Genomic DNA, 26,794 nt, shown 5'->3' with positions numbered 1-26,794 from the left:
CGTGGTGCGACCGAACGGGCCGCCGAGCGCGTCGGCGGCCCGTCCTGTCGCGTGCTCAGAAGTTGACGGCGAGCAGGCGCGCGTTGCGCCCGTCCAGCGCGGTGAACGTGTGCGAGACGTACGGGCTGATGTAGATGCTCGCCCCGGTGGGCAGGTCCGCGGTCTTCGGCGCGGCCTCGTCGCCCCACTGCATGTGGACCGAGCCCTCCATGACGTAGATGAACTCGTGCCCGGCGTGGCCGCCGTTGAACTCGGCGCGCTCCCGGTCGTCGACCAGGACGTCCACCACGAGGGGGATGAGCATCGGCACCGACGGGCTCCGGACCAGGCAGCGGTAGACGTAGTAGTCCACGCCGCCGCGGCTGCCGACGATGCTGGAGTCCTCGTCGGGCAGCTGGAGCCGGACGCCGTCGGTCAGGTCGTCCTCGGGTGCGGGCACCAGGTCGGCGATGCTCGTGCTCAGCGCGGTGGCGACATCGGCCAGGCCGGTGAGGTCGAGGGGCTGCGCGCCGGAGCCGGACTCCCAGCCCTGCACGACCGAGACGGGCACGTCCAACCTGCTCGCCAAGGCCGCCTGGTCCATTTTCACCAGAGCGCGGCGCTGCCTGATCCGGTTTCCCACTTCGGTGTTGAGATCTGCGCCCATGATGTGATCGACCCTCCTGGTGTCCGTTTCGAGCACCGACCTGGATTCGAGCCGGAAGCCTTGGCCGTCGCGTTGGGGCCGAATGAGGGACGACATCGGAAGTCGGGGCGGCGACATCGCGTCGGTCGGTTCTGCGCCAGGACGACAAAGCGGCACCTAGTGTCAGCACAGCCCGACCGGGCCGTCAAGGATGTTGGGCCGAAAGTTGGCTTGGCCGGTAACGCTAAACCAACAACACGCCTATCGGGTAAATTCTTTCCGAGCGGCCATAAGAGCGGTCACAGGAATTCCGCACGATCACCGGACGAATTCGAATCGATTTCCGGGAGGCGTGGTGGATCACGAAAACCTCTCACGCCGCCGGGCCCTGGCCGCGGCTCCTCTCGTTCGATCGGAGGATCGAACGACAGGCCGTTCGCGACTACTCTCGGTCCATGGTGCGCAACCGGATCGCCGCGGCGGTGCTGGGTTGCGCCCTGGCGGTTCTGATCGGCACGTGGGTGTTCGCCGGAACCAGCAAGACCGACGAGGTGTCGAGCATCGTCGCGGCGATTGTGGCGCTGCTGTCCGCGTTGTTCTGGGTGCTGCAGAACAGCTTGCCCGGCATGGCTAAGGCGGCGCGGGTCGACCAGGTCGACCTGGCGGTGCGCGAGCTGGCCGAGGCCGTCGTCGAGCAGTTGGAGGACGAGGTCCGACTGCAGGGCCTGCGCGACACCGTGCCCGCCAAGATCAGGTGGGAGGTGTCCGGCCGCGGACGCCGCGGACCGGCCGTTCCCGCCGCTCGGCGGCCACCCGACGAGGAGGTCGCGGAGCCCCTCAGCGAGTACGAGCGGGCGATCCTCGACCTCTACCTGTCCTCGCCGACCGGTCGCCGCCGGTTCGTCGTCGTCGGCGCGCCCGCGTCCGGGAAATCGGTTCTCGGGTTGTTCCTGGCGCTCGCTCTGTTGCGCGCGCGGTCGCGTTCCGACGCGGTTCCGGTCGTGCTCCGCCTGTCCGGCTGGAGCCCGGCTTCGGAAAGCTTCGGATCGTGGGTCGTGCGCACCCTGGGCGACCACTACACGTTCTTGAAGAACACGCCGATTTACGGTGCGAACGTCATCGTGCGCCTCATCCGGACGAAGCGACTGGCATTCGTCCTGGACGGTCTCGACGAGGTGGACGAGCACGACCGCGGCGCCGTCGTGGACCAGATCCACGATTTCCTGCCGAAGGCGACCTCGCTCGTCCTCACGTGCCGCACGGAGGACTACGCGAGCGCCGTGAAGAAGCGCTTGCGCGCGATGAACGTCACCGAGGTCGTTTTGCGACCGCTGGCGGTCGAGGACGCGATCGACTTCCTGAGCGAGGCGGAGGACGGTTACGACGCCACGCCGAGCACGGCCGAGTCGCGCCCCGAGGCGAGGTGGGCCAGGCTTTTCCGCATTTATCGGGTTTCCCCGGGCGCGAGTGACGACGCGGACGCCGTCGAACCCGGTTCACGGGTCCTGTCCACCCGCCCGGAGAAGTGGCGATCGCTGTTCCGGTTGCTCGAACAGCCCGGCCCGTCACCGGTCAAAGAGGTCATGACCGTGCCGCTTTACGCCTCCCTCGTGCGGAGCAAGTACGGCGACGACGAGTCGCGGCCGGCCGATTTCGTGCGGCGCGTCGACCACCTCGACGAGTCGGGGATCAAGGCCTTCCTGATCGAGGACCTGCTGGCCAAGCTCGACCCGGAACCCGCGCCGCGCGGGTCCGGGCCGCGCGGCAGCGGGCCGCGGGCGGACCCCACGCGCCGCTGGCTGCGCCTGGTCGCGGCGGACGGCAGGCCGAGGTTCGAGTGGTGGCGGGTCTACGAGTTCGTGCCCGCGACCTGGTGGTCGGTCGTCGCGGGCGTGCTGGCGGGCTTCGTCTACCTGTTGACGAGCGGCTTCCCGGAAGGGCTCAAGCGGGGCATCACGGTCGGCCTGGTCCTGGCCATGACGATCGGCCTGACCCGCGGCGCGCTGGGCGGGGTGCGGTGCGGCGCGTTGGCGGGCGTGACCACCGGGCTCAGCGTGCTCGCGGGCGCGCTGACCCTGTTGCGCCCCTTGGACGCCGTCTTCGTGGCCGCCGAACTGGGTGTCGCGATGGGCGTGGCCGTCGCCGCCGCGCGCAGCATCGAGCGCTCCACCGCGGCGGTGCTCAAGAGCAGCCTCGTCGCGGGCGTGATCACCGCGTTCGTCACCGCCGCCCACGAGTGGACGGTGAAGGACGCCCACGCGGGGCTGGTGCGGGGGCTGACGACGACGCTCGGCATCGGGCTCAGCGTGTTCATCGCGGGCGTCCTGCTGCGCCGGTTCGAGGTGGCCCGGCCGACCCGCCAGCCCGTGCCGCTCGACGTCGCCACCGCCCGGCGGGAACGCCGACTGCTGCCGTACCTGGCGCTGGGCGTGGTGAGCGGGCTGGGCATCGGCTTGGGCGGCGCGCTCATCGGCGCGCTGCGCTACGGGGCCGTCGGCGGTCTGCGGAGCGGTCTGGAGTACGGGGCCGTGGTCGGCCTCGTCTACGGCCTCACCGCGGGGCTGGCGGTCGGCCTCGCGGGCGGGTACGTGAGGTGGATGAGCGAGCCGACGCCGAAACCGGTCGCCTCGACCCCGGTCAGCACGTTCCGCTCGGCCCGCACGGTCGCGATGACCTACCTCGTGCTGCCCACCGTCGCCTCGGCGATCGTGATGTGGGCCTTCCACCTGGCCGCGGCGCGCCTCGGGGTGAGCGGCCTGCTGGCCGAGTACGCGGCGAATGTCTCGTGGCAGTCCGGCGCGGCCCTGGGCGGCTGCATCGGACTGGTGTTCGCCTTGTGCTTCTCGCCTTGGTGCTCGTACGTCATCGCCTCCGCATTGCTGTGGGCGGCGAGGCGGAGCCCTTTGCGGTTGATCGCCTGCCTCGAACGGGCGAAGAACCTGGAGATCCTGCGGCAGGACGGCGCGGCCTACCGATTCCGGCACGACGAGATCGGGCGATTGCTGGCCCGCGAGCACCGTTCCGAGTCGGCCGTCAATCCGTGAGGTCGACCGTCAATCCGCGGGAACGACGGTCCAGCGCGGCACCGCGCGCACCGAAGCGCGTTCACCGCCCGCGCCCATCCGGAATGTCGTGTACACCATTTCGTAAGACCGCTCGACCGCGTGGACCAGCGGACCCAGCCGGGTTTCCCACCGGCTGATGGTGTCCTCGCCACTGGCCGGCGCGAGGTCGAGCACGAACGGCGGATCGGCGTTCGGCGCGTCCCGTTGCGAGGCCAGCCAGCGCAGGCCGTCGTACTTCTTCCGCGCGTGGTCCAGGTACAGCGCGCCCAGCCCTTTCCGCGCCCGGTCGAGCTGCCGCGCGGTGAGCTTGCCGAGCAGCGAAGGCTTGGTCGAGTAGCCGCCGGTGGGGAACGTGCTCAGCGACAGCACGTGCGTGCAGCCGTCGTCGACCGCGAGGGTGTAGGGCAGCGCGGCCAGCATCGACCCGTCGACCGCCCGCTGCCCCCGGTACTCGGCCGTGCCCCTGACCAGCACCGGACGCCACGAGCCCGCGCGCAGCGCCTCCTTGAGGTCCGCCTTCGACTCGAAGGAGGTGACCAGCAGGGGCTCCATCCGGTCGACCAGCGTGACGGCCACCCCGAGCGGCACGGGCCCGCTCAGCACCTTCTCGTAGTCGAGCGGGCGGACGTGCTCCATCACGTCGTCGAAGAGCAGGTCGAGGTCGAGGATCGACTTGCCGCGCAGCACCCGCTTGAGGTCGATGAGCCCCCGGGCGGGCAGGTCCTGGTAGTACAGCGGCAGCGATTTCCACGTCTCGCCCGCGAGGAAATAAGCGCCGCTGATCGCACCGGCCGATGCGCCGTACACCGCGTCGAAACAATCGGCGATGCCGAATTCCTCCAGGGCGGCCAGCATGGCGGCGGACACCACACCGCGCATACCGCCACCCTCGACGGCCAGACCGACCTTGTGCGGATCCGTGCGCTGACCGGGTTTGCCGTTGCCCACCCGACGTTCGTGAAGAATTCTCAGCACCGGGTGGGTGACGGACGGGTCGGGCGTGCTGTCGGCGGACATCCCGCTCCTCGTTGGGCGCCGTGACGAATAGCGAATGGCTGATGGTAGTGCGCGACCGCCAAGGGCGGCAAGGAGCCCTTTTGTGCGATCACCGCCGAAATGCGGCCAGGTAGATGTCGCGGATGACCGTTTCCCCCACGTTCGGGATGGGATCGTTGTCGACATTCCCGGTGACGCCGCCCACCAACGCCGGTAGGTCGTCCGACGTGAAGCCGAACGAGTCCGGCGGCGCGCCGACGCCGATCGCGGTCGTCAACCGGTCCACCCCGTCGGCCACGTCGTCGACGCCCATCAGGCGCGCGACGGCGGCGAACCGCTCCCCCGCGTGGACGGTGGCGTGCGCCAGCCACGCGGGGTAGAGCAGCGCCAGGCCGCGGCCGTGCGACACCCGGACCCTCGGCACCGAGCCCATCGCCTGCTGGAGCCGGTGGGGCAGGCAGGTGCCGGCGTTGGCCACGGCGAAGCCGCCCAGCAGCGACGCCAGCGCGAGGTCCGCGCGTTGCTCCGCCCCCAGTGCCCCGGCCGCGATCTCGGGCAGCCGGCGCACGAGCAGCGGCAGGGCCCGTTCGGCGGCCCACCGCACCGCGTCGTCCGACCGGCGGGCGACGCAACCCTCGACCAGGTGGGTGAACGCGTCGAACCCGGACGCCACCGCGACGTGCGCGGGCACCGTCACCAGCAGGTCCGGGTCGACCAGGGCCACGCGCGGGAACAGGTCGTCGCCCCGGATGCCCGCCCGCAGCCGGCGGGACGTGTCGGTGATGATCGCGCCCTTGGTCACCTCGGCGCCGCTGCCCGCGACCGTCGGCACCGCCACCACCGGCACGGCACGCGGGTCGCGGTCGAGCGCGGGTGCGCCGACCAGCGGTCCGACCGGCCCGGCGCGCAGCCCGACGGCGGCGGCCTTCGCGGCGTCGATCGCGCTGCCACCGCCCAGCCCGACGACCACGTCGCAGGAAGCCGCCAGGCCCGCCCCGACGGCGGCGTCGACCTCGGTGTCCATCGGCCCTTCGGAGACCTGGTCGAAGACCGTCACCGCGACACCCGCGCCCGCCAACGAGCTCGCCGCGGCGGCGAGCAGCCCGTGCTCACGCGCCGCCGACCGGCCGCACACCAGCAGCGCGCGACCGCCCAGCGCCCTGGTCCTGGCCCCCAGCTCGGCGAACCGCCCGGCGCCGAACACCACCGCGGTCGGCAGGGACACGTCGAAGATCACCGCGTCACACCCCCGGTCCGGCGGAGCGCGTCGAGGACGGGCAGCGTCCCGTGGCCGAGGAAGTGCAAGGCGGCGCCGCCACCGGTCGACGCCGGGCCGTGCCACGGCAGTTCGGCGACCGTGTCGCCGCCGAGCAGCAACGCGTCCACCGACGGGGCGCGGAACGCGGCGAGCAGCACGTCGGCGCTTCGGCGAAAGCCGTGCGCGTAGAGGCACGGTGTGCCCGCGAGCAGCGCACGACCACCCGCGGCCAGGCGGTCGAGCCGGTCGTGCAGCCACGGTCGCGGCACGAAGTCCACGATCGACCACCCCGGCGGCACGCCGTCGCGCACCGGCACGACGGCGGAGCGGGTCAGGTCGCGATCGGCCACCACGACCTCGCGCGGCAAATGGATCTCGGCGCGGTTGTCCCGGGCCAGCACCCGTTCCGCCACGCTCGCGTCGCCGGGCGCTGACGCGCCGATCCGGTGCCCCGTCGCGCGCAGCAGGCCGTTGAGCACCGCGCCGCCGGGCACCACCAGGTCGTAGCACCGTGCCAGCGCGTCCAGCCCCGGCGTCGTCTTCTCGCGCTTCACACCGCCGAGCACGGCGACCGAGTACCGCGTCGAGGCGCCGGACCACGGCGCGAGCAGCGCGAGCTGCGCCACCACGCTGTCGGCCAGGTAGCCGGGCAGGTGGTCGAGCAGGCCGACGTTGGACGCGTGCGCCCGGTGCGCCTTCGAGAAGCCGCCGACGGCCACCGCGTCGCCGAGCGCCGCGAACCGCCGCGCCAGCCCGGGGTCGTTGCCCTCCTCCCCCGCGTGCTCGCGGGTGTTGCCGAACAGCACCGCCTCGCCCGGCCGCAGTCGCCGCGCACGGGCGACGGCCTCCGCGGTGTCGTTGCCCGGGTGGTGCTCCACCACCGTGCCGAGCCGGTCGGACAGGTACTTCGCCACGAAGTCGAGGGAGGTGGCGGAGCGGTCGCGGTGCGATCCCTGGTGCGACAGGATCGCGAGCCGCCCGCCGGCGCCCAGGATCCGGCGGAGGTCCGGCAGCTCCTCGTCGATCCTGGCCGTGGCGGCGAGGTCCGGGCGCACGTTGAAGCCCGCCGAGTAGATCCACCGGTCACCCGGCCGGATGTCCGCATCGGACAGCAGCGGCACGCCGTCACAGCGCATAGGCCCGCAGCCCGGTCGTCTCGGGCAGCCCGAGGGCGGCGTTCATGTTCTGCACGGCCGACCCGGCGGCGCCCTTGACCAGGTTGTCGGTCACCGCGACGACCTTCGCGATCCGCCGCTCCGGGTCGACGTCGACGCCGAGGTGGCAGAAGTTCGACCCGACCACGCTCCCGAGCCGCGGGTACAGGTCGTACTGCTTCTCGTCACGCGCGCCGACCTTCGGCCGGGTGTTCACCAGGACGAAGTGCTCCCCGTCGTGGTCCGCGCCGTAGGCGTCGACGTACCGGGCGAGCAGGTCCTCCCGGGACACCCCCTCGGTGAGGTGGACGTTGGCCTGCAGGTGGATCCCCCGGGCGAAGTCGCCGTGCGCGGTGTTCAGGTCGACCACGACCGGTTCCCCGGTCTCCGCCGCGAAGAACGCCTCCAGCTCGGGGGCGTGCCGGTGGCCCGACAGCTGGTACGAGAGCATGGACGCGGTCATCTCGGCGTGCATCACGGCGGTCTTGGGCTCGCTGCCCGCGCCGGTGCTGCCGTTGACCGCGTGGACCGACACCGGCGCGTCCCGACGCCACCACCCGGTGCGCAGCAACGGCGTGAGCGCGAGGACCGCGGTGATCGCGTAGCAGCCGGGGTTGGCGATCAGGCGGGCGTTCGCGATCTCCTCCCGGCGCAGCTCGGTCAGGCCGTAGACGGCTTCGGAGAGCAGCTCGGGATCGGTGTGCGCGCGTCCGTGCGCCTGCTGGAACGCGGTGGGGTCGCGGAAGCGGAAGTCGGCGCTCAGGTCGACGACCAGCACGTCCCGCTCGAGGTAGTGCCGCGCCTGGCGCATGGCCTCACCGGTCGGCGTGCAGAAGAAGACCACGTCCAGCGAGTCCGCCCGGTCCCGGAGCCCACCCTCGTCGAGGAACGCCAGCCCGGCGCCGAGGAGGTTGGGGTGCACGGCGTCGAACGCGCGGTCGCCGCGCGAGGTGGGCAGGATCGTCGCCACCTCGGGGTGGCCGAGCAGCAGTCGGCACAGCTCGCCGCCCGCGTGCCCGCTCGCGCCGACGACCCCGGCGGTCAAGCCGCCGGCCGGTCGCCGACCCGCGGACGTGGGTGTGCGCACGGGCGTCCCCCCTCGGCCGGGCCAGGAGTGCGGTGCTCGGACCCGAGGCTAGCGGCCCGCGCGGCGGGCTCGGCGGAAGTTCGTCGCACCGGCCGTGCGTGCTGCGGTGATCAGCGGTCAGGCCGTTGCTCCCGGGCCGCCGCCGGGATCGGCGACCCACCACCGAGGGCGCCGATGACCGTGTCGACCACGACGTCCCCGATGCGGCGTTGCGCGTCCACCGACATCGCGCCGATGTGCGGGGTGAGGACGACGTTGTCCAGCCCGGCGAACGGGCTGACGCCGCCCTCGGACTCGTGCACGTCGAGGCCGGCGCCCGCGATCGTGCCCTCGCGCAGGGCCGCCGCCAGGGCGTCCTCGTCCACCACACCGCCGCGCGACACGTTGACCAGGAAGGCGTGCCGCCTCATGGCACGCAGCTCGTCCGCGCCGATCAGGCGGCGCGTGAGGTCGGTCAACGGCACGGCGAGGCAGACGACGTCGGACTCGCGCAGCAGCGTCGGCAGGTCAACCACCTCGACGCCCTGCCGGGCGATCGCCGCACGCCGCGACGGCGTCGGCAGCCGGATCGCCGTGCGCAGGCGCGGGGAGAACCCGGCCAGCATCCGCGCGACGCGGGCGCCGATCTCGCCGAACCCCACGAGCCCGAAGTCCTTGCCGCTCAACTCGTGGCCCACCAGCTCCGCCTTCGGCCACCGACCGGCGCGCACGTGCCGGTCGGCGAGGGCGATCCGGCGCGACACCGCGAGCGTCAGCCCGATCGCGAGTTCGGCGACCGCGGTGGCGGAGGCGCCGGGGACGGTGAACACGCGCACCCCGGCACGCCAGGCGGCCTCCAGGTCGATGTTGTCCACGCCGGTGCCCGCCCGCACGACGACCTTGAGCTTCGAGGCGCGGCCCAGGACGGACGCGGTGAGGCGCACACCGCTGCGCAGGACGATCACGTCGGCGTCCGCCACGAGGTCCGGCAGCTCGGCGGCGGACGGCCGCGGGCGCACGAGCACGTCCGCCACGCGCCGCAGGCGGTCGACCGCCGTGCCGTCCATCGGGTCGACCACGAGGACCTTCGCCGTCTCGATGACCGTCCCCCTCACCCTCGACGTGACCGGGTCCATGGTCCCGCGGTCGTCACCGTTCGGAAGACCCCGTGCCCGTGGCGCGACCGTCCTTGGTCAACTTGGCTCCACCCACTCCGAAAGTTTCGGTACCGTTTGACATGGGCCGATTACCGCGCGTACGGCTCGACTGGCCCGCCAAAAGGCTGCACGGTTCACGACCGAATGGCCCCCACCAGCGAAGCATCCACGTTTTGAGACACGTCAGTACACCGGCAGTTCATTGACGCGACACCACAGTGGCCCCTATCGTTTCGATCGAGTTCCCGAAAGTTTACCTGAATATTCGAAAGTTTCGGCGACCGTCCTGCAGACCCCCGCCAAGAAGCGGGCGGTGCCCAGCCGACCTCGGCATGCGGCTGTAGGAGGAACGAACGAGATGTCCCAACTCGTCCTGTTCGCGATCGACATCTGCGCGGTGGCGCTGCTCGTCTTCGGGCTCTACTTCCCGCGACACCGCCGCCGCGACCTGGTCGTCGCCTACCTGGGGGTCAACATCGGCGTCCTCGCCGTCGCGAGCGCGCTGAGCACCGCCGACACCGGCGCGGGCATCGGGCTCGGCATGGCGCTGTTCGGCGTCCTGTCGATCATCCGCCTGCGCTCGACGGAACTCGACCAGCACGAGGTGGCGTACTACTTCTCCGCCCTCGCCCTCGGCCTGCTCGGCGCGTTGAGCACGACCTCGCTGTGGCTCAACGGCGGCCTCATGGGGCTCATCGTCGTGGTGATGTTCCTGGGCGACAACCGGAAGCTGTTCCGCCACTACCGGCACCAGGTCCTGGTCCTCGACTCGGCCATCACCGACCACGTCACGCTCGTCGCGCACCTGGAGCAGCTGCTCAACGCCAGGGTGCACTCCGTCACCGTGCAACGGCTCGACCTGGTGAACGAGACGACGATCGTCGACGTCCGGTACGCGCTGACCGAACGCGCCCTGACCACACCGCCCACCGCGCCCGCGCACTCGGGAGCGCGCCGATGACCACGACGACCTCCCTGCCCGCCCTCGCGCGGATGACCCCCGTCGGACTGGCCGAGCTGATCGAGCGGGCCGCGTTGCAGACCAGGGTCGACCGCAAGTACGTCGTGCCTGCCGAAGCGCTGCCCCATCTGCTGGAGCAACTCGCGCCGCACGCGCGGGTGCTCGACATCGGCGGTGAGCGCACGTTCCGCTACGAGTCGGTCTACTTCGACACGCCTCGGCTGGACAGCTACCACTCCGCGGCCTACCGCAGGCGGCGCCGGTTCAAGGTGCGCACCCGCACGTACCTCGACTCCGCCGAGTGCTGGCTGGAGGTCAAGATCAGCGGCGCCCGGGGCAGCGTCACCAAGCACCGGCTGCCGTACCACCCGGGCGACTGCGACACCGTGCGCCCGGGGCGTGCCTTCGTCGACGAGGCGCTGGCCCGCGAGTCGATCGCGCCCGGCGCCGACGGCGCGCTCGACCCGGTCCTGGTCACGGACTACCACCGCACCACGTTGCTGCTGCCGGAATCCGCGAGCCGGGTCACCATCGACACCGCGCTGTCCTGGCGGCACGACGGGGCCACGCTGCGGTTGTCCGGCTCCGCCGTGATCGAGACCAAGACCGCGTCGGCCGCGTCGCCGGTCGACCGCATGCTGTGGCAACGGGGGGTGCGGCCCGCGCGGATCTCCAAGTACGCCACCGGTCTGGCCGCGCTCCGCGTCGACCTGCCGGACGCGCCGTGGCGACGCACGCTGCGCCGCCACTTCCGCGGCACCACGTCGTCGGTGGGACCGGCACCGACCACCCTGTCCCACCGACCCGAACAGGAGGCATCGTGCGTTTGACCCCCCGCAGCAACGGCGCCGCGGCAACCCACCAGGCCAAGGGGCTCGCGGTCGCCGCCGTGCTCCTCACCGGACTGCTCGTCCCGTTGTCGGCCGGCGCCGAACCCGTCTCCCCCACCGGATCGACCGGCGGATCGACCGGCGGCACGGCCGCGGCCGACGCCATCGCCGCCGCGGCGGCCGCCGACGACCTCGTCGGCGACATCACGTTCTCCGTGCCCAGCGGCACGTTCCAGGGGCAGGTGTCGGTGTCGCTGAGCACCGCGATCGCCGGCGCCCAGATCCGCTACACCACCGACGGGCAGCTGCCCAACGCGCAGTCGGCGCTGTACCAAGGCTCACCGCTGCAGTTCACCCGCACCACCCAGCTGCGCGCGCAGGCCTTCGTCAACCAAGCGGCGTCCGGTCGGCCCGGCACGGCCATGTACGCCGCGCGCGACGTCACCACGGCGCACGACCTGCCGGTCGTCATGATCGACTCCTACGGCGCGGGCAAGCCGCAGCGCGAGTACTTCAACGGCGCCACCATGATCTTCGAGCCGCCCGCGGGCGGCACCACGTCGTTGGCCTCGACGCCCGCGGTCGCCACCCGCGCCGGGTTCAAGCTGCGCGGCCAGTCGTCGGCCTCGTTCGAGAAGACGCCGTACCGGCTGGAGTTCTGGGACAACGCGGGCGACGACGCCGACTACCCGGTGCTCGGCATGCCCGCCGACTCCGACTGGGTGCTGCGCGGCCCGTTCACCGACAAGGCCCTGATCCGCGAGGCGTTCATCTACGACCTCGGCCGCGAGATGGGGCTCAAGGCGCCGCGGTACAAGTTCGTCGAGTTCTACCTCAACACCGACGCGACCCCCGTCGGCGCCAACGACTACATGGGCGTCTACATGATGGTCGAGACCATCAAGAACTCGAAGAACCGGCTGGACCTCAAGGGTCTGGACGAGGACGACACGACCCTGCCCGCGATCCAGGGCGGGTACATCTTCAAGTTCGAGTGGATGGCGGCCGAAGAGCCGACGCTGCCGTGCACCGGGCCGACGAACACCTGCTGGAACTACCTCGAGGTGGCCGACCCCGACCCGTTGAACACCCAGCAGCGGGACTGGCTGCGCGGGCACATCCAGGAGTTCCACAACGTGCTGCGCGCGCCGAACTTCGCCGACCCGGCCACCGGGTACCAGAAGTACATCGACGTGCCGTCGTTCATCGACCACATGATCGTCAACGAGCTGAGCCGCGGCATGGACGCCTACCTCCGCAGCGCCCACTTCTACAAGGACCGGGACGGCAAGATCTTCGCCGGGCCGCTGTGGGACTTCGACCTCACGTTCGGCGTCGGCGGGTTCTTCCAGAACGACCAGGTCTCCGGCTGGCAGCACCTGCAGACCCGGCAGCCGACGGCCAACGACTGGCACGCGCAACTCCTGCGCGACCCGGCGTTCGTGAACCAGCTCAAGTCGCGCTGGCAGTCGTTGCGGCGCGGCCTGCTCTCCGACTCGTCGCTGACGACGCGGGTCGACGCGCTCTCCCGGCCGCTGACCAACGGCGCGCAGCGCAACTTCCAGCGCTGGCCCAACCTCAGCTCGCCGACGGTCGGCTTCTTCCGCACCCCGACCGCGCCGACGTGGCAGGGCCAGGTGCAGGCGATGCGGGACTGGATGCAGCGCCGCGTCACGTGGTTGGACTCGGCGCAGGGTTGGGGCGGTTCGACCACGCCGACGTCGACCACGACGCCGACCTCGACGACCCCGACCTCCACCACTACGACTACGACCACGCAGCCCGGCGGTGCGCGGTGCTCGGCGACGTACACGGTGGTCAACCAGTGGCAAGGCGGGTTCCAGGGCGAGGTCCGCGTCACCGCGGGCACGTCGGCGATCAGCAACTGGACCGTGTCGTGGACCTACACGAACGGTGAAACGGTCACCCAGTCGTGGAACGCCTCCGTGACCAGCCAGGGCTCGACGGTCACCGCCCGCAACGCCGCGCACAACGGCTCGGTCGGCGCGGGCGTCAGCACCACGTTCGGGTTCCTCGGCTCGGGGTCGCCCGGCGCACCGGTGCTCACCTGCACCGGTAGTTGACGGTTCGGCGGACGCGCGTGCCCGACACCACCCCGGTGTCGGGCACGCGACCGTGAGCGAATGATTTCGTGTTTCACCACGTGAATCCGTTCGGCGGATTCGACCGGAAAGTTTCGCAAACCGTTGACAGGTTCCGGGCGTCGACTTGATGCTCGTTGCCGTCGATCAGCAGCGCTGCTGAAAGGAATTTCGCCGATGTCCAGCAAGATCAGAGGCGGGAGATTGCTCCCGTTGACGGCGATCACCTTCCTGCTCATGGCAATAGTGACGTCGAACGCGCACGCGGCCGTGACCACCAATCAAGAGGGCACCAACAACGGGTACTTCTACTCGTTCTGGACGGACAGCCAGGGCACGGTCTCCATGGAGCTGGGGTCCGGCGGCAACTACAGCACGTCGTGGCGCAACACCGGCAACTTCGTGGCCGGCAAGGGATGGGCGACCGGCGGTCGGCGGACGGTGAACTACTCGGGCAGCTTCAACCCGTCCGGGAACGCCTACCTGACGCTTTACGGCTGGACCCGCAACCCGCTCGTCGAGTACTACATCGTGGACAACTGGGGCACTTACCGGCCCACCGGCACGTACAAGGGCACGGTCACCACCGACGGTGGCACTTACGACATCTACAAGACCACCCGGACCAATGCGCCGTCCATCGACGGCACGCGGACTTTCGACCAGTACTGGAGCGTGCGGCAGTCGAAGAAGACCGGCGGTTCCATCACGTCCGGCAACCACTTCGACGCGTGGGCCCGCCAGGGGATGAACCTGGGCAGCCACTACTACATGATCATGGCGACCGAGGGCTACCAGAGCAGCGGCAGCTCCAACATCACCGTCGACGGCGTGTCGGGCGGCAACCCGGGCAACCCGGGCACCGGCGGCTGCACCGCCACCCTGTCCGCGGGTGACCGGTGGAGCGACCGCTACAACCTCAACGTGTCGGTCAGCGGCTCGTCCAACTGGACCGTGACGATGAACGTCCCGTCGCCCGCGAAGGTCCTGTCGACCTGGAACATCAGCGCGAGCTACCCGAACGCCCAGACGTTGACCGCGAGGCCGAACGGCAGCGGCAACAACTGGGGCGTGACGATACAGGCGAACGGCAACTGGACCTGGCCTTCCGTCTCCTGCGCGGCCGGCTGACCCACCCTCCCGCGGCCTGTGGCGCGGCGGCCCCGGAGCCGCCGCGCCTCCGCGCTGCCCGCCCCTTGATCCGCCGCGCCGCCCTACCTCGCCGACACCGGCTCCGGTGCCTCCGCCGAGCGCCGCCGCTCGTACCACCGGCGGGACGCGGGCACCACGAGGAGGAGCAGGCCGCCCACGGCGCCGGCGAAACCGAACGGCACGTCGGCGACGTCCGCGAACCGCACGACCGGCGGCGTGGTGGCGGGGTCGAAGTAGGCGCTCAAGTCGTTCGGGTCGAGCGCGGCGCGGTCGCGCCAGCCGAAGGCGGGGAGGGCGACCGCGGTGAACAGCGCGTTCGGCACGAAGACGACCAAGGCCAAGGTCCGACCCCACGGCCGGTCACGCAGGAGGCCGACGACGGCCGTGCACAGCAGGACCGTGCTCAGACCCATGACGAGCAGCGAGAGCGCACCCACGCCCCACGTGTACAGGACGGCCACGGAGCCGTTCATGGAGTCGTCCTTCGTGCTCGCCGGCGCGAAGACCTCCACCATGTGCTCGTAGGTGTGGACGATCGTGACCGCGTCCAGGACGAAGCCCGTGACGAGCAGGAGCACGGCGACCGGCACGGACTTCACGGTCCACGGCTGCGACATGGCGCCAGCCTACGTCGCCGTGCGGAATTCCCGGAATCGCGCAATACGTTAACTCCCCATAGCCGCACGCATTTTCCCGGTGAAACGGCGCAGCTCTGGATCGGTTCCCCTCCCTTGAGGACAGTGGAAGCGCAATCAGTTTCCCATCCGTCCAAGGGAGTTCGACGTTGTCCAGTACAGCTGAAACGCGGGCCGGGCGGCCGGTCGCCGGTGGGGCGCGGAGTGGGCTCGTCCTGCTGTTGTTGTGCGCCGCGCAGTTCATGATCGTCCTCGACTTCTCCATCACCAACGTCGCCCTGCCGACGATCCAGACCGATCTCGGCTTCTCCGTCAACGACCTGCAGTGGGTGGTCAGCGCCTACGCCCTGACGTTCGGCGGCTGCCTGCTGCTCGGCGGCCGGGTCGCCGACCTCCATGGGCAACGGCGGCTGTTCATCGTCGGGCTGCTGGTGTTCGGCGTCGCCTCGCTGTTCGCCGGTCTCGCGCAGGACGCCGTGCAGCTGGTCGTGCTGCGCGGTGTCCAGGGGTTGGCCGCCGCGTTCGTGGCGCCGGCGGCCCTGGCGTTGTTGACCACCTCGTTCCCCGAAGGGCCGGCGCGCAACCGCGCACTGGGGGTGTGGGGCGCGGTGCTGTCGTTGGGGTTCGTGTGCGGTGTCATCGCGGGCGGTGTGCTGACCGACCTGTTGAACTGGCGGTGGGTGTTCTTCATCAACGTGCCCATCGGCGTGATCACCGGTGTCGCCGCGGTGCTGTTCATCACCGAGGCCGCGCGGCCCGCCAACCGCACGAAGCTCGACCTGCCGGGCGCGCTCACGGTCACGGTGGCGTTGATCAGCCTCGTCTACGGGCTGTCGGTGGCGCACACGCACGGCTGGCTGGGCGCGACGACGTTGACGGCGTTCGGGCTGTCCGCGGTCCTGCTGGTGGCGTTCGTGCTCATCGAGAACAGGGCGCCGCACCCGCTGGTCCCGATGAGCATCTTCAAGCTGCGGGCGCTGGTCGTGGCCAACGTGACGAACCTGGCGCTGATCGGGGCGTTCGTCGGCTCGACCTACGTCGTCACGCTGTACCTCCAGGTGGTCGAGCGGTACACGCCGTTGCGCACGGGGCTGACGTTCTCGGTGCTCGGTCTCACCGCCATGCTCGCCGGGTTCGTGGCGGGCCGGATCTCGGCGAAGATCGGCTCGCGCGCCACGATGGTCCTCGGCGTCGCCGCCCAGGCGGTCGGGTCGCTGGCGATGGCCGCGCTGCCCACCGGCACGGCGGGACTGGTCGCGGTGCTCGTCGGCACGGCCCTGGTCGGGTTCGGCAACATCACCGCCGTCGTGATGATCATCATCTCCGCGACGGCGGGCGTGCCCGACGACCGGCAAGGGCTGGCCGGTGGCCTGTTCAACACGTCCCAGCAGCTCGGGTCCGCGCTCGGTGTCGCGTTGTTCGCCGCCATCGCGGTCAGCCGCACGGCCGGTGAGCTGCCGGCGGGCACGTCCGTGGCCGATGCGCCGGTCGCGGCGCTGCTGTCGGGCTACCGGTTCTCGTTGCTCCTGTGCGGTCTGCTGGCCGTCGCGGCGGGTTTGTTCGCCGCCCTCGCCGACCGCCGCCGGGTGAACTGAGCCGGGCACGCGAAAAGGCTCGTAGGACCCGCACGTCCTACGAGCCTTTTCGCGTGCTCAGACTCGGGTGAGCCAGACCGCGGCACGGGCGGGCAGCGCCAGCTCCGCCACCGCGCGCCCGTCCTCCGGCACCGCCACGACCGCCTCGGGCGCGCCGACGCCGCCGAACTCCGCGGCCTCGGTGTGCAGCAGCACCTTCCACACCCCCGACGACGGCAACGGCAGCCGGAAACCGGGCCGCGGCTCGCCGAAGTTCGCCACGCACACCACGTCGGCCGCACCGGCGGCACGCCGCGCGTACGCCACCACGGCACGTGCCGGGTCGTCGTCCACCAGCCACTCGAAGCCGTCCGGCCGGTCGTCGTCCCGGTAGAGCGCCGGGTGCGCGGCCTGCACCCGGTTCAGCGCCGCCACCAGCCGCGCCACGCCCGCGTGCACGGGGTCGTCCAGCAGCTCCCACGCCAGCTCGCGGTGGTCCGCCCACTCGTGCGGCTGACCGAGTTCACCGCCCATGAACAGCACCTGGCCGCCGGGGTGCGCCCACATGTGCGCGAGCAGCACCCGCAGCCCCGCCGCACCGCCGGTCTTGGCGATCAGCGCACCCTTGCCGTGCACGACCTCGTCGTGCGACAGGGGCAGCAGGTAGCGCTCGCTCCACGCGTACTCCACGGGCAGCTTCAGCCGCTCGTAGTCGCCGTCGCGGAAGTACCGCAGCGTGTCGTGCATCCAGCCGAGGTTCCACTTGCGGTCGAAACCCAGGCCGGACGGCGCCGTGACGCCCGGCCAGGTGGTGGACTCCTCGGCGATCACCAGCGCGTCCGGGTGCAGCCTGCCGACGGTGGCGGTCAGCTCCCGCAGGAACGCCACCGCCTCCAGGCTCTCGTTGCCGCCGAACTCGTTGGGCTCCCACTCCCCCGGCCCGCGCGAGTAGTCGCGGTAGAGCATGGACGACACCGCGTCCACCCGCAGACCGTCCACGTGGAACTCCTCGAGCCAGTACAACGCGTTGGCCACCAGGAAGTTGCGCACCTCGGGCCGACCGAAGTCGAACACGTAGGTGCCCCAGTCCGGGTGCTCGCCCCGCCGCGGATCGGGGTGCTCGTACACCGGCACGCCGGTCAGGCGCCCCAACGCCCAGTCGTCCTTGGGGAAGTGCGCGGGCACCCAGTCCAGGATCACCCCGATGCCGCGCCGGTGCAGGACGTCCACGAGGTGCCGCAGGTCGTCCGGGCTGCCGTACCGCGCGGTCGGCGCGTAGTACGACGTCACCTGGTAACCCCAGGAGCCGCCGTACGGGTGCTCGGCCAACGGCAGCAGCTCCACGTGCGTGAACCCGAGCCCGGCCACGTGGTCGGCGAGCCGTTCGGCCGCCTCCCGGTAGCCCAGACCGGCCCTCCACGACCCCAGGTGCACCTCGTACACGCTGATCCGGTCGGGCCGGTGCCGCCACGCGCCGTCCGACCACACGTGCCGCGACCGCGCCACGACCGACTCGGTGGCCGGCGGCGGCGACGTGCGGAACGCCAGCGGATCGGCCTTGTCCCGCCACACGCCGTCCTCACCGAGGATGCGGAACCGGTAACGGTCCCCCGCACGCACGCCCGGCGCCACGGCCTGCCACACCGGGACCAGCGGATCGCGCACCAGTTCCGCCGAGCCCCACTCGCCGGTCACCCGCACCGCACGGGCGCCGGGCGCCCACAGGGCGAACCGCACGCCGTCGTCCACGACGTGCGCGCCCAACACCTCCCACAGCCGCTCGTGCCGCCCCTCGGCGATCAGGTGCCGGTCCAGGTCGGCCAGCGCGGGCGTGACGACGGCGGTCACGACGACCCGCCGACCAGCTCGCGCACGGCCCGCAACGGCACCGGCAGCCAGCCCGGCCGGTTCGCCGCCTCGTACCGCACCTCGTACAGCGCCTTGTCGAGCTGGTAGGCCCGCAGCACGGTGGACGCGGCCCGCAGGTCGAGGCCGGACTCGCTGGCGTACCCGGCGAGGAACGCGCGCTGCGTGTCGTGCACCCAGTGCCGGCTGCGGCGCTCGTCCTCCACCGACCAGTAGGTCGCGGTCAGCCGGTGGTGCCCGGCCACGTAGTCCAGCGACCGCAGCATCCCGGCCACGTCGCGCAGCGGCGAGTCGGGACGGGCCCGTTCGGCGGGCGGCGCGGACGGCTCGCCCTCGAAGTCCAGCAGCAGCCAGCGGCCGTTGCTGCGCAGCACCTGCCCCAGGTGCAGGTCCCCGTGGACGCGCTGCACCTCACCCGGCGCGGCGGCGCGCACCCGGTCGCCCAACGCCACCCGCAACGCCGCGCCGTACGGCCGCAACGTCGGCGCGACCTCAAGCGTCTCGGCCAGGCGGGTCAGGAACCGGTCGGCCAGCGCCTCGTGGTCCGCGGGCGCCGTGCCGAGCGATCGGCCAAGGTCCGCGTGCACGGCCGCGACGGCGACACCGAGGCGGCCCAGCTCGCCGACCAGGTCCAGCTCGCGGGGCGTGCCGGTGAGCGCGTGCCCCATGTCGGCCCGGGCCGCCTCCCAGCCCTCGACGCCACCGTCCACGAAGGACTCGACCAGCCCCAGCGTGTCCGTGCCGTCCAGGGTGATCGAGCCGAGCAGGCGCGGCACGTACAGGCTGTCGCGCAGCACCCGGTGCAGCGTGAGGTCGGGGTTCTCCCCCGGCCACACGCGCCGGAACGCCTTGAGCACGCTGTGCCCGCCGATCACCAGCGAGGTGTTGGACTGCTCGACGCCCATCGGCCGCACGTCTCCGGCGGGCTCGGGCAGGTCGACGCCGGGCTCGGCTCGGAACGCCACCGCGCCCGCCGTGCCGGACCGGGCGACCAGCTCGTACAGGCGCGTCACCAGCTCCGGGTCGGCGAGCGCGTCGTAGTGCACCTCGCCGGCCGCGACCCCGATCACCGCGTCCGCCAGGCCCGGGGGCAGGTCGGCGCGGATGCCGACGGGCACGTGGAAGCGACCGTGCGCGGTGCCGACGACGGCGATCACGCCGCGCACCGGCCCGTCGGCGAACGGCTCCACCCGTTCGACGATCACCTCGCCCGCGTCCTCGGCGGGGAACCAGCGCTGCCGCGGCAGCCAGTCGTCCAAGCCGGGTAGTCCGGTGATGGCAGCGGTCATCGCGACGGCACCTCCATGTGGACGGCGAACCAGTAGAAACCGTGGCCGGGCAACGTGATCTGGTACGGGGCCGCGCCGATCACCGGGAACTCGACGCCCCCGGTCAGCTCGGTCAGCTCGTGCCCCTGGAACTCGCGCAGGTCCAGCTCGACCGCCTGCGGGTGGCGGGACAGGTTGTTCACGCACAGCACGATGTCCTGGCGGCCGTCCTCGGAGACGTGCTCGCGCAGGTAGGTCATCACGGCGGCGTTGCCCGAGGGCAGCTCGCGGAACCCGCCGAGGCCGAACGCGCGGTGCCGGCGGCGGACGTCGATCATCCGCTTGGTCCAGCGCAGCAGCGAGCCGGGGCTGTCGATCTGGGCTTCCACGTTCAGGCTCTGGTAGCCGTAGACCGGGTCGGAGATGACCGGCAGGTAGAGCCGGCCCGGGTCGCCCGCGCTGAACCCGCCGTTGCGGTCGGGCGTCCACTGCATCGGGGTGCGCACGCCGTCGCGGTCGCCGAGCCAGATGTTGTCGCCCATCCCGATCTCGTCGCCGTAGTACAGCACCGGCGACCCGGGCAGCGACAACAGCAACGCGCTGAACAGCTCCAGCTGGTTGCGGTCGTTGTCCAGCAACGGCGCCAGGCGCCGCCGGATGCCGATGTTGGCCTTCATCCGGGGGTCCTTGGCGTACTCGGAGTACATGTAGTCGCGTTCCGAGTCCGTCACCATCTCCAACGTCAACTCGTCGTGGTTGCGCAGGAAGATGCCCCACTGGGCGCCGGCCGGGATCTCCGGCGTGGCCGCGAGGACTTCCGAGATCGGCACCCGCGACTCCTGCCGCACGGCCATGAAGATGCGCGGCATCAGCGGGAAGTGGAACGCCATGTGGCACTCGTCGCCGCCGACGCTCTGGTCGCCGAAGTAGTGCACCACGTCGGACGGCCACTGGTTGGCCTCGGCCAGCAGCACGCGCCCCGGGTACTCGTCGTCGACGACCTTGCGGCACAGCCGGAGGAACTCGTGCGTCTCCGGCAGGTTCTCGCAGTTGGTGCCCTCGCGCTCGAACAGGTACGGCACCGCGTCCAGCCGGAAGCCGTCGATACCGAGGTCCAGCCAGAACCGCAGGACGTCGAGCATCGCCTCCTGCACGGCCGGGTTGTCGTAGTTCAGGTCGGGCTGGTGGCTGAAGAACCGGTGCCAGTAGAACTGGCCGCGCACCGGGTCGTAGGTCCAGTTCGACGTCTCGGTGTCCACGAAGATGATGCGGGCGTCGGCGTACTTCGAGTCGTCGTCGCTCCACACGTAGAAGTCGCCGTACGGGCCGTCGGGGTCGCGGCGGGACTCCTGGAACCAGTGGTGCGAGTCCGACGTGTGGTTGAGCACCAGGTCCGTGATGACCCGGATGCCGCGCTTGTGCGCCTCGTCCAGCAGGTGCACGAAGTCCTCGATCGTGCCGAACTCCGCCAGCAGCGCCCGGAAGTCGCGGATGTCGTACCCGCCGTCGCGCAACGGCGAGTCGTAGAACGGCGGCAGCCACAGGCAGTCCACGCCGAGCCACGCGAGGTAGTCCAGGTGGTCGGCCAACCCGCGCAGGTCGCCCGAGCCGTTGCCGTCGGCGTCGTGGAACGCGCGGACCAGCACTTCGTAGAAGATCGCGGACTTGTACCACTCGGGCTCGACGCCGACGGGCGTGGCGACGGGCGCCGACTCGCCGCTGGGCAGCAACCGGCGCGGCATCAGGCCCTCACCGCCACGACGTGCGCGACGGCACGGGCGGGGTCGAGCCGCACGTAGTTGCTCTCGCCCCACTCCCACGTCCGGCCGGTCACCTCGTCGTGCGCGGTGAACGCGGGCGGCACGCCCAGGGCGGCGAGGTCGGGGGTCAACGTGCCCTCCTGCGGTCGGTCGGGGTCGAGGGTCACCACGGCCAGCACGGTGTCGCCGGTCGCGGGGTCGCGCTTGGAGAAGGCGATGAGCGCGGGGTTGTCGACGGTGTGGAACGCCAGGCCGTCCAGCGACCACAGCGCCGGGTGCGCGCGGCGGACGCGGTTGAGCAGCGTCAGCCACGGCTCCAGGGAGTCGCCCCTGGCCCGGGCGGCGGCGTAGTCGCGCGGGCGCAGCTCGTACTTCTCGGAGTGCCGGTACTCCTCGCTGCCGGGCGCGGCGGCCTCGTTCTCGTACAGCTCGAAACCGGAGTACACGCCCCACGTCGGCGACAGGAGCGCGGCCAGGGCGGCGCGGATGGCGAACATCGCCGGTCCGCCCTCCCGCAGGTGCCGGGGCAGGATGTCGGGCGTGTTCACGAACAGGTTCGGCCTGGCCTCGTGCGCGTGGGCGGCCAGCTCCTGGCCGAAGCCCTCCAGCTCCGCCTTGTCTTCACGCCAGGTGAAGTACGTGTACGACTGGGTGAAGCCGAGGCGGGCCAGGCCGTACAGGCGCGCGGGCCGGGTGAACGCCTCGGCCAGGAACAGCACGTCCGGCCGGTCCCGGTGCACCTCCTCGATCAGCCACGCCCAGAAGTCCGGCGGCTTGGTGTGCGGGTTGTCGACCCGGAAGATCCGCACGCCGTGGTCGACCCAGAGGTGCACCACCCGCAGGATCTCGGCGTACAGGCCCTTGGGGTCGTCGTCGAAGTTCAGCGGGTAGATGTCCTGGTACTTCTTGGGCGGGTTCTCGGCGAACGCCACGCTGCCGTCGGGCAGGCGGGTGAACCAGTCGGGGTGCTGCCCGACCCACGGGTGGTCGGGCGCGCACTGCAGCGCCAGGTCCAGTGCCACCTCGATGCCCAGTTCGGCGGCCCGCGCCACGAACGCGTCGAAGTCGGCGAACGTGCCCAGCTCCGGGTGGATGGCGTCGTGCCCGCCGTGGACGGAGCCGATCGCCCACGGCGAGCCGACGTCGCCGTCCAGCGCGACGAGCGTGTTGTCCTTGCCCTTGCGGTTGATCTCGCCGATCGGGTGGATCGGCGGCAGGTACACCACGTCGAAGCCCATCGCGGCCACCCGGTCCAGCTCCAGCGCTGCGGTGCGGAACGTGCCGTGCACCGGCCGTCCTGCCGCGTCCACGCCGCCCGTGGAGCGGGGGAAGAACTCGTACCAGGAGCCGAACGCGGCCTTCGGCCGGTCCACCCACAGCCGGTGCGGCACGCCCTCGGTGACCAGGTCGCGCACCGGGTGCTCGTGCACCTCGGCGAGCACGGCCTCGTCCAGCGCGGCGGCCAGCCGGTCCGCCAGCGGCAACGCGCCCGAGCGCAGCCGGGCCGCGGCGGCGCGCAGCAGCACCCCGTTCGCGTCCTCGTCCAGCGCCGCGCGTTCCAGCAGCCGTGCGCCCAGCTCCAGGTCGTTGGCGAGTTCGGTCGCACCCTGCCCGGCGCCGGTCTTGGCGCGGATCGCGTGCAGCCACGTCGACCACGGGTCCGACCACGCGTCGACCCGGAACTCCCACTCACCCACCGAGTCCGGCACGATCACCGCGACCCAGCGGTCCGCCCCCGCGTCCTCCAGCCGCATCCGGGTGCTCTGCCAGGCGCCGTCCGGGCCGCGCCACCGCACCGTGGCGGCGACCGCGTCGTGGCCCTCGCGCCACACCGCGGCCCGCACCGGCACGTGCTGGCCGACCACCGCCTTCGCCGGCCGCGCGCCCGACGACACCGCCGGGGAGACGTCGTCGACGACGAGTCTCCCCACTGTCGCGTCATCCATCATGGAATCCACCTCTCGGATTTCTCCGTGGGCTCGGAACACTTCGCCCACTCATCCGAGAATGACTTGGGATTACCCGTGGAACCACCATTGCGGAACCACTCGGAAAATTCGACGTAGTAGCCCGGAAAAGCACGAGACCCGGCACTCGACAGGGGTCGAGGCCGGGTCTCGTGCGGTGGTGCCCTACAGGTCGTCGCGGTAGCCCTGGCTCACCTCGACCACAACGCCGTCGGGGTCGGTCAGCCACACGCTCCGCCAACCCGGGATGAAGCCGTCGAAGTCGACCGGACCCAGGTTGACCTGCGCGTCGTCGCCCATCTGGGCGAGCAGGGCGTCCACGTCGTCGACCTGGAACGCCAGGTGGCGGACCGTGCCGACGTGGTCCGGGCCGTCGCGCTCCACCAGCGTGGGCGCGCCGGCCGCGTCCACCGCGGCGCCGCCGAACAGCTCCAAGTACGCCTCACCCGATTTCAGGAAGACGATGGACGTCTCCCCGAGGTCGAAGAAACGGGCGCGCTTGAACCCGAACCAGCGCGTGTAGAATTCTTCGGTCGCGGCCAGATCACGGCAGTTGAGCGCGACATGGGACCACTTCATGGGGATCGCCTTTCGGTGAATGGCAGTCGGCGACCCGGTTGCGCGTGGCGTCCGGCCGGGTGGCGTCAGGTCGCGGGCAGGCCGACCAGCTCGCTGCTGAGCCGCCACAGCCGCCGTCGCGCGGACGGGTCGTAGCACTGCGCGTTGGCACGGGCTTCGCGGACGCCGTCGTAGTAGCGCCCGGTGATCCCGGCGAGGTCATCGGAGAGCGCGAGGCGCAACGTCGCCTCGGCGCCCTCCGCCACGGTGCTCATGGTGTAGCCGAAGGTCTCGTGGACCATCTTGGTGCCCATCAGTGACGCCGGGTGCAGGCTGTTCACGGTGGCCTGCGCCGGGTCGAGCCGCTCGGCCAGCTCGAAGCAGGTCGCGATCTGGGCCAGTTTGCTCTGCCGATAGGCGCGCAGCGGCTCGTAACCCCGGTGCAGCATCACGTCGTCGAAGTCGATCGGGGACTGCCCGGCCGACGCGACCGTGACGATCCGCGCGGCGGGTGACAGCAGCGGGAGCAGCAGCCTGGTGAGGAGGAACGGGGCGAGGTGGTTCACGGTGAACCTGAGTTCGTGTCCCGCTTTGCCTTCCAGGCGCTGGTCGTCGCGGCGTCCCGCGCCCATCCCGGCGTTGTTGACCAGCACGTCGAGCCGCACGCCGTCGTCCGCGAGGCGTGCGGCCATGCCGCGCACCTGGTCGAAGTCGGCGAAGTCCGCCAGGTAGGTCCGCACGTCCCCGCCGACGTCACGCGCCGCGTTCGCGAGGCGTTGCTCGTCGCGGCCGTGGATCAGCACGGTCGCACCGGTCGCGACGAGCCTGCGGGCCAGGTCGAGCCCCAGGCCGTCGGTGGCGCCGGTGACCAGGAAAGTGCGGTCCTTCAACGGTGTTCTCCTTCGGTTCGACTCGCGACCGGGCCGCCGGTCAGGCCAGCTCGGTGACCGCGCGCACGCTCTGGGAGACGGGGTCGCCCACCAGGCAGGGCGCGAACTCCTCCCACACCGGGATGATCTTGGCGAGGTGGTCGTCGAGGTGCTGCTGACTCTCCCAGCGCTCGAAGAGGGTGAACTTGTTCCCGTCCTCTTCGTGGCGCAGCCAGACGAAGTCCACGCAGCCGTCGTCCAACAGGGACAGGCGCTGGATCTCGGTGAGCGTTTCGACGGCCTCGCGCTGGTGCTCGGGCTTGACGGTGATGTGCAGCAGGAACGTGGGCATGGTGATCCCCTTCACGGACGTGGTCACGGCAGCGGCACCCCGAGCTGGCGCAGCAGGCCCGCGGTGTCGGCCTGGACCCAGCGCTCGGCGATCCGGCCGCGCTCGAACCGGAAGACCTCGATGCTGGTCCAGGTGATCGGCTCGCCGGTGGCCCGCCGGCCGAGGAAGTCCTTCACGAACCGCCCGGTGAAGGTGATGTGGATGACGACCTTGTCGTCGCCCGCCGGGTAGATCAGGTCGTGGTGCGAGGTGAACGCCATCGCCTCGTGCGCCTCGGCGAGCAGCACCTTGAGCTCGGCGACGTCGCGGACGCTCCACGCGGGGTTGTTGTCGACGAAGTTGGGCGCGAACAGCTCGTCCATGTCGTCGTAGCGGCGCTCGTTGACGACGTCGTTGAGCGTGCGGATGGCGAGGACGTGCTGCTCCTCGACCCGCAGCGGATCTGTTGTGGTCACTGGGTTTCCTCCGGTGCGGAGTGGACTGTGCACCACTCAGCCTGCCGAGCGGGACCGGGCCGGACAATCAGCCCGGGTCCACTGTGGCAACTGCGCTCAGACGTGGTGGGCGCGCTCACCCGGTGAACGCGGTCGCGCCGATCTTCCCCGGCGCGTGCGCCCGCACGTAGTCGGTGAGCCCGGCGAGGTCGATGCCGTCGGGCGGGAACAGCACCAGGCGTTCCGCGCCGACCTTCTGGTACTCGCCGACCATCTCGGGGCGCAGGGCGCCGCGCGGCGGCGTGACGGTCACGCCCAGCGGCCCGAGTTCGTCCGGCCTGCCGTGGAGGTCGGCCTCGCGGCGCAGGCCCTCCTTCATCCAGGCGACCGTGGCCGGCGGCAGGCCGAAGCCGTACCAGCCGTGGGAGTGCGTGACGGCGCCCCGCAACGCCGCGGGCGCGTGCCCGCCGGTGATGACGGGCAACGGCGCCTGCACCGGCCGCGGGTGCGCGGCGATGTGGTCGAAGTCGACGAACTCGCCGTGGAACTCGGGCTTCTCGTCGTGCCACAGGGAGCGCATCGCGGAGACGTGCTCCAACGCCCGCGCGAGCCGCCGCCGGTACGGCACGCCGACCGCGCGGAACGTGGGCTCGATGTAGCCGACGCCGTAGCCGAACATCAGCCGGCCGCCGGAGAGCACGTCCAGCGAGGCGAGCTGCTTGGCCAGCACTACGGGATTGCGTAGGGGCAGGATCACAATGCCGGTGCCCAGCCTGATCCGGCTCGTCACACCGGCGAGGTAGGAGAGGTGGACGATCGGGTCCACGAGTTCCAGGTCCGGCGGGAACGGGCTGGCGGAGCCGGCCGGATCGGGCAACGCCGGGTGTTCGCCCACCCACAGCGATTCGTAGCCCAGGTCCTCGGCCAGGACCGCGATCCCGGCGAGTTCGGCGGGGCCGACGGTCGGCGCCATGTTCAACGCGAACAGGGCCACCGCCGGTGGTGCGTCGACGGTGCGGAACAACGTCACGACGATCTCCAGATGGTGGGAAGGGCGGCGCTGAGCAGGCCGTACGACCGCCGCGCCCGAATACGATGACCGGGTTCCAGCCGGCTCGGTGCGCCACCGGGTCCGGTGTGCCACC

Annotated in this window: 22 protein-coding genes; 6 read left to right on the top strand and 16 right to left on the bottom strand. The window is 71.4% G+C overall.

Going from position 1 to position 26,794, the window contains the following annotated elements:
- Window positions 1–55: 55 nt before the first annotated feature.
- Window positions 56–646 (bottom strand): cupin domain-containing protein, encoded by a 591-nt coding sequence (locus ADK67_RS35915; RefSeq protein WP_053721016.1) that lies wholly within the window; start codon window positions 644–646, stop codon window positions 56–58.
- 434 nt (window positions 647–1,080) lie between these two features.
- Between ADK67_RS35915 and ADK67_RS35910 the strand changes: the two genes are divergently transcribed.
- Window positions 1,081–3,669 (top strand): hypothetical protein, encoded by a 2,589-nt coding sequence (locus ADK67_RS35910; RefSeq protein WP_053721015.1) that lies wholly within the window; start codon window positions 1,081–1,083, stop codon window positions 3,667–3,669.
- 9 nt (window positions 3,670–3,678) lie between these two features.
- Here ADK67_RS35910 and ADK67_RS35905 read toward each other — a convergent pair whose 3' ends face one another.
- The 5 genes from ADK67_RS35905 to ADK67_RS35885 form a co-directional block, all read right to left on the bottom strand.
- The gene (locus tag ADK67_RS35905) at window positions 3,679–4,707 is read right to left on the bottom strand and encodes a patatin-like phospholipase family protein (protein WP_053721014.1); all 1,029 of its coding nucleotides are present in this window, start codon (window positions 4,705–4,707) and stop codon (window positions 3,679–3,681) included.
- Between the two features lie 88 nt (window positions 4,708–4,795).
- A complete protein-coding gene (locus ADK67_RS35900) occupies window positions 4,796–5,923 on the bottom strand; it encodes an iron-containing alcohol dehydrogenase (protein ID WP_053721013.1) in 1,128 nt (375 codons plus the stop codon).
- Window positions 5,920–7,080 (bottom strand): phosphoglycerate kinase, encoded by a 1,161-nt coding sequence (gene pgk / locus ADK67_RS35895; protein ID WP_053721012.1) that lies wholly within the window; start codon window positions 7,078–7,080, stop codon window positions 5,920–5,922. The genes ADK67_RS35900 and pgk overlap by 4 nt, the downstream gene beginning before the upstream one ends.
- Entirely contained in the window at window positions 7,070–8,185 is a 1,116-nt protein-coding gene (gene argC, locus ADK67_RS35890; protein ID WP_231648509.1) for an N-acetyl-gamma-glutamyl-phosphate reductase, read from the bottom strand. The genes pgk and argC overlap by 11 nt, the downstream gene beginning before the upstream one ends.
- A 110-nt stretch (window positions 8,186–8,295) precedes the next feature.
- Window positions 8,296–9,300, bottom strand: a complete 1,005-nt coding sequence (locus tag ADK67_RS35885; protein ID WP_053721011.1) for a hydroxyacid dehydrogenase — start codon at window positions 9,298–9,300, stop codon at window positions 8,296–8,298.
- Window positions 9,301–9,679: 379 nt separating this feature from the next.
- Here ADK67_RS35885 and ADK67_RS35880 point away from each other — a divergent pair, with 379 nt between their 5' ends.
- The 4 genes from ADK67_RS35880 (at window position 9,680) to ADK67_RS35865 (ending at window position 14,345) form a co-directional block, all read left to right on the top strand.
- Window positions 9,680–10,282, top strand: coding sequence for a DUF4956 domain-containing protein (locus tag ADK67_RS35880; RefSeq protein ID WP_053721010.1), 603 nt, complete (start codon window positions 9,680–9,682; stop codon window positions 10,280–10,282).
- Window positions 10,279–11,112, top strand: coding sequence for a polyphosphate polymerase domain-containing protein (locus ADK67_RS35875; RefSeq protein ID WP_053721009.1), 834 nt, complete (start codon window positions 10,279–10,281; stop codon window positions 11,110–11,112). Before ADK67_RS35880 ends, ADK67_RS35875 begins: the two co-directional genes overlap by 4 nt.
- The gene (locus ADK67_RS35870) at window positions 11,103–13,196 is read left to right on the top strand and encodes a CotH kinase family protein (RefSeq protein ID WP_053721008.1); all 2,094 of its coding nucleotides are present in this window, start codon (window positions 11,103–11,105) and stop codon (window positions 13,194–13,196) included. Before ADK67_RS35875 ends, ADK67_RS35870 begins: the two co-directional genes overlap by 10 nt.
- 195 nt (window positions 13,197–13,391) lie before the next feature.
- Entirely contained in the window at window positions 13,392–14,345 is a 954-nt protein-coding gene (locus ADK67_RS35865) for a glycoside hydrolase family 11 protein (protein ID WP_053721007.1), read from the top strand.
- A gap of 83 nt (window positions 14,346–14,428) precedes the next feature.
- Here ADK67_RS35865 and ADK67_RS35860 read toward each other — a convergent pair whose 3' ends face one another.
- Window positions 14,429–14,983, bottom strand: coding sequence for a hypothetical protein (locus ADK67_RS35860; RefSeq protein WP_053721006.1), 555 nt, complete (start codon window positions 14,981–14,983; stop codon window positions 14,429–14,431).
- A gap of 167 nt (window positions 14,984–15,150) precedes the next feature.
- On the opposite strand from ADK67_RS35860, the gene ADK67_RS35855 reads away from it, so the two are divergent.
- Window positions 15,151–16,596, top strand: a complete 1,446-nt coding sequence (locus ADK67_RS35855; RefSeq protein WP_053721005.1) for an MFS transporter — start codon at window positions 15,151–15,153, stop codon at window positions 16,594–16,596.
- A 57-nt stretch (window positions 16,597–16,653) separates the two neighbouring features.
- On the opposite strand, the gene glgB is transcribed toward ADK67_RS35855, so the two are convergent.
- From glgB to ADK67_RS35810, 9 genes are all read right to left on the bottom strand, one after another.
- Window positions 16,654–18,423: a 1,4-alpha-glucan branching protein GlgB gene (gene glgB / locus ADK67_RS35850; RefSeq protein WP_053721004.1), complete on the bottom strand. Its 1,770-nt coding sequence runs from the start codon at window positions 18,421–18,423 to the stop codon at window positions 16,654–16,656.
- Window positions 18,420–19,730: a maltokinase N-terminal cap-like domain-containing protein gene (locus ADK67_RS54115; protein WP_053721003.1), complete on the bottom strand. Its 1,311-nt coding sequence runs from the start codon at window positions 19,728–19,730 to the stop codon at window positions 18,420–18,422. The genes glgB and ADK67_RS54115 overlap by 4 nt, the downstream gene beginning before the upstream one ends.
- Complete coding sequence (treS, locus tag ADK67_RS35840) at window positions 19,727–21,451, bottom strand: maltose alpha-D-glucosyltransferase (RefSeq protein ID WP_053721002.1); 1,725 nt, start codon at window positions 21,449–21,451, stop codon at window positions 19,727–19,729. Before treS ends, ADK67_RS54115 begins: the two co-directional genes overlap by 4 nt.
- Window positions 21,451–23,418, bottom strand: a complete 1,968-nt coding sequence (locus ADK67_RS35835; protein ID WP_197289771.1) for a maltotransferase domain-containing protein — start codon at window positions 23,416–23,418, stop codon at window positions 21,451–21,453. The genes treS and ADK67_RS35835 overlap by 1 nt, the downstream gene beginning before the upstream one ends.
- Window positions 23,419–23,601: 183 nt before the next feature.
- Window positions 23,602–24,015, bottom strand: a complete 414-nt coding sequence (locus tag ADK67_RS35830) for a VOC family protein (protein ID WP_053721001.1) — start codon at window positions 24,013–24,015, stop codon at window positions 23,602–23,604.
- Window positions 24,016–24,080: 65 nt separating this feature from the next.
- Entirely contained in the window at window positions 24,081–24,884 is an 804-nt protein-coding gene (locus tag ADK67_RS35825; protein ID WP_053721000.1) for an SDR family NAD(P)-dependent oxidoreductase, read from the bottom strand.
- A gap of 40 nt (window positions 24,885–24,924) precedes the next feature.
- The gene (locus tag ADK67_RS35820; RefSeq protein ID WP_053720999.1) at window positions 24,925–25,242 is read right to left on the bottom strand and encodes a putative quinol monooxygenase; all 318 of its coding nucleotides are present in this window, start codon (window positions 25,240–25,242) and stop codon (window positions 24,925–24,927) included.
- On the bottom strand, window positions 25,239–25,670 hold the full coding sequence (locus tag ADK67_RS35815; protein ID WP_053720998.1) for an ester cyclase: 432 nt from the start codon (window positions 25,668–25,670) through the stop codon (window positions 25,239–25,241). The genes ADK67_RS35820 and ADK67_RS35815 overlap by 4 nt, the downstream gene beginning before the upstream one ends.
- Window positions 25,671–25,785: 115 nt before the next feature.
- The gene (locus ADK67_RS35810) at window positions 25,786–26,679 is read right to left on the bottom strand and encodes an LLM class F420-dependent oxidoreductase (RefSeq protein WP_053720997.1); all 894 of its coding nucleotides are present in this window, start codon (window positions 26,677–26,679) and stop codon (window positions 25,786–25,788) included.
- Window positions 26,680–26,794: the final 115 nt, after the last annotated feature.

Source organism: Saccharothrix sp. NRRL B-16348 (genome assembly GCF_001280085.1).
GTDB lineage: Bacteria > Actinomycetota > Actinomycetes > Mycobacteriales > Pseudonocardiaceae > Actinosynnema.
The sequence above is the reverse complement of the archived record's forward strand: the minus strand, read 5'-3'. Positions and strand labels throughout refer to the sequence as shown.

Coding starts and splice junctions, on each gene's coding strand:
- ADK67_RS35915 (WP_053721016.1), bottom strand. CDS start 646: ATGGGCGCAGATCTCAACACCGAAGTGGGAAACCGGATCAGGCAGCGC.
- ADK67_RS35910 (WP_053721015.1), top strand. CDS start 1,081: ATGGTGCGCAACCGGATCGCCGCGGCGGTGCTGGGTTGCGCCCTGGCG.
- ADK67_RS35905 (WP_053721014.1), bottom strand. CDS start 4,707: ATGTCCGCCGACAGCACGCCCGACCCGTCCGTCACCCACCCGGTGCTG.
- pgk (WP_053721012.1), bottom strand. CDS start 7,080: ATGCGCTGTGACGGCGTGCCGCTGCTGTCCGATGCGGACATCCGGCCG.
- ADK67_RS35885 (WP_053721011.1), bottom strand. CDS start 9,300: ATGGACCCGGTCACGTCGAGGGTGAGGGGGACGGTCATCGAGACGGCG.
- ADK67_RS35880 (WP_053721010.1), top strand. CDS start 9,680: ATGTCCCAACTCGTCCTGTTCGCGATCGACATCTGCGCGGTGGCGCTG.
- ADK67_RS35875 (WP_053721009.1), top strand. CDS start 10,279: ATGACCACGACGACCTCCCTGCCCGCCCTCGCGCGGATGACCCCCGTC.
- ADK67_RS35865 (WP_053721007.1), top strand. CDS start 13,392: ATGTCCAGCAAGATCAGAGGCGGGAGATTGCTCCCGTTGACGGCGATC.
- ADK67_RS35860 (WP_053721006.1), bottom strand. CDS start 14,983: ATGTCGCAGCCGTGGACCGTGAAGTCCGTGCCGGTCGCCGTGCTCCTG.
- ADK67_RS54115 (WP_053721003.1), bottom strand. CDS start 19,730: ATGACCGCTGCCATCACCGGACTACCCGGCTTGGACGACTGGCTGCCG.
- treS (WP_053721002.1), bottom strand. CDS start 21,451: ATGCCGCGCCGGTTGCTGCCCAGCGGCGAGTCGGCGCCCGTCGCCACG.
- ADK67_RS35835 (WP_197289771.1), bottom strand. CDS start 23,418: ATGATGGATGACGCGACAGTGGGGAGACTCGTCGTCGACGACGTCTCC.
- ADK67_RS35830 (WP_053721001.1), bottom strand. CDS start 24,015: ATGAAGTGGTCCCATGTCGCGCTCAACTGCCGTGATCTGGCCGCGACC.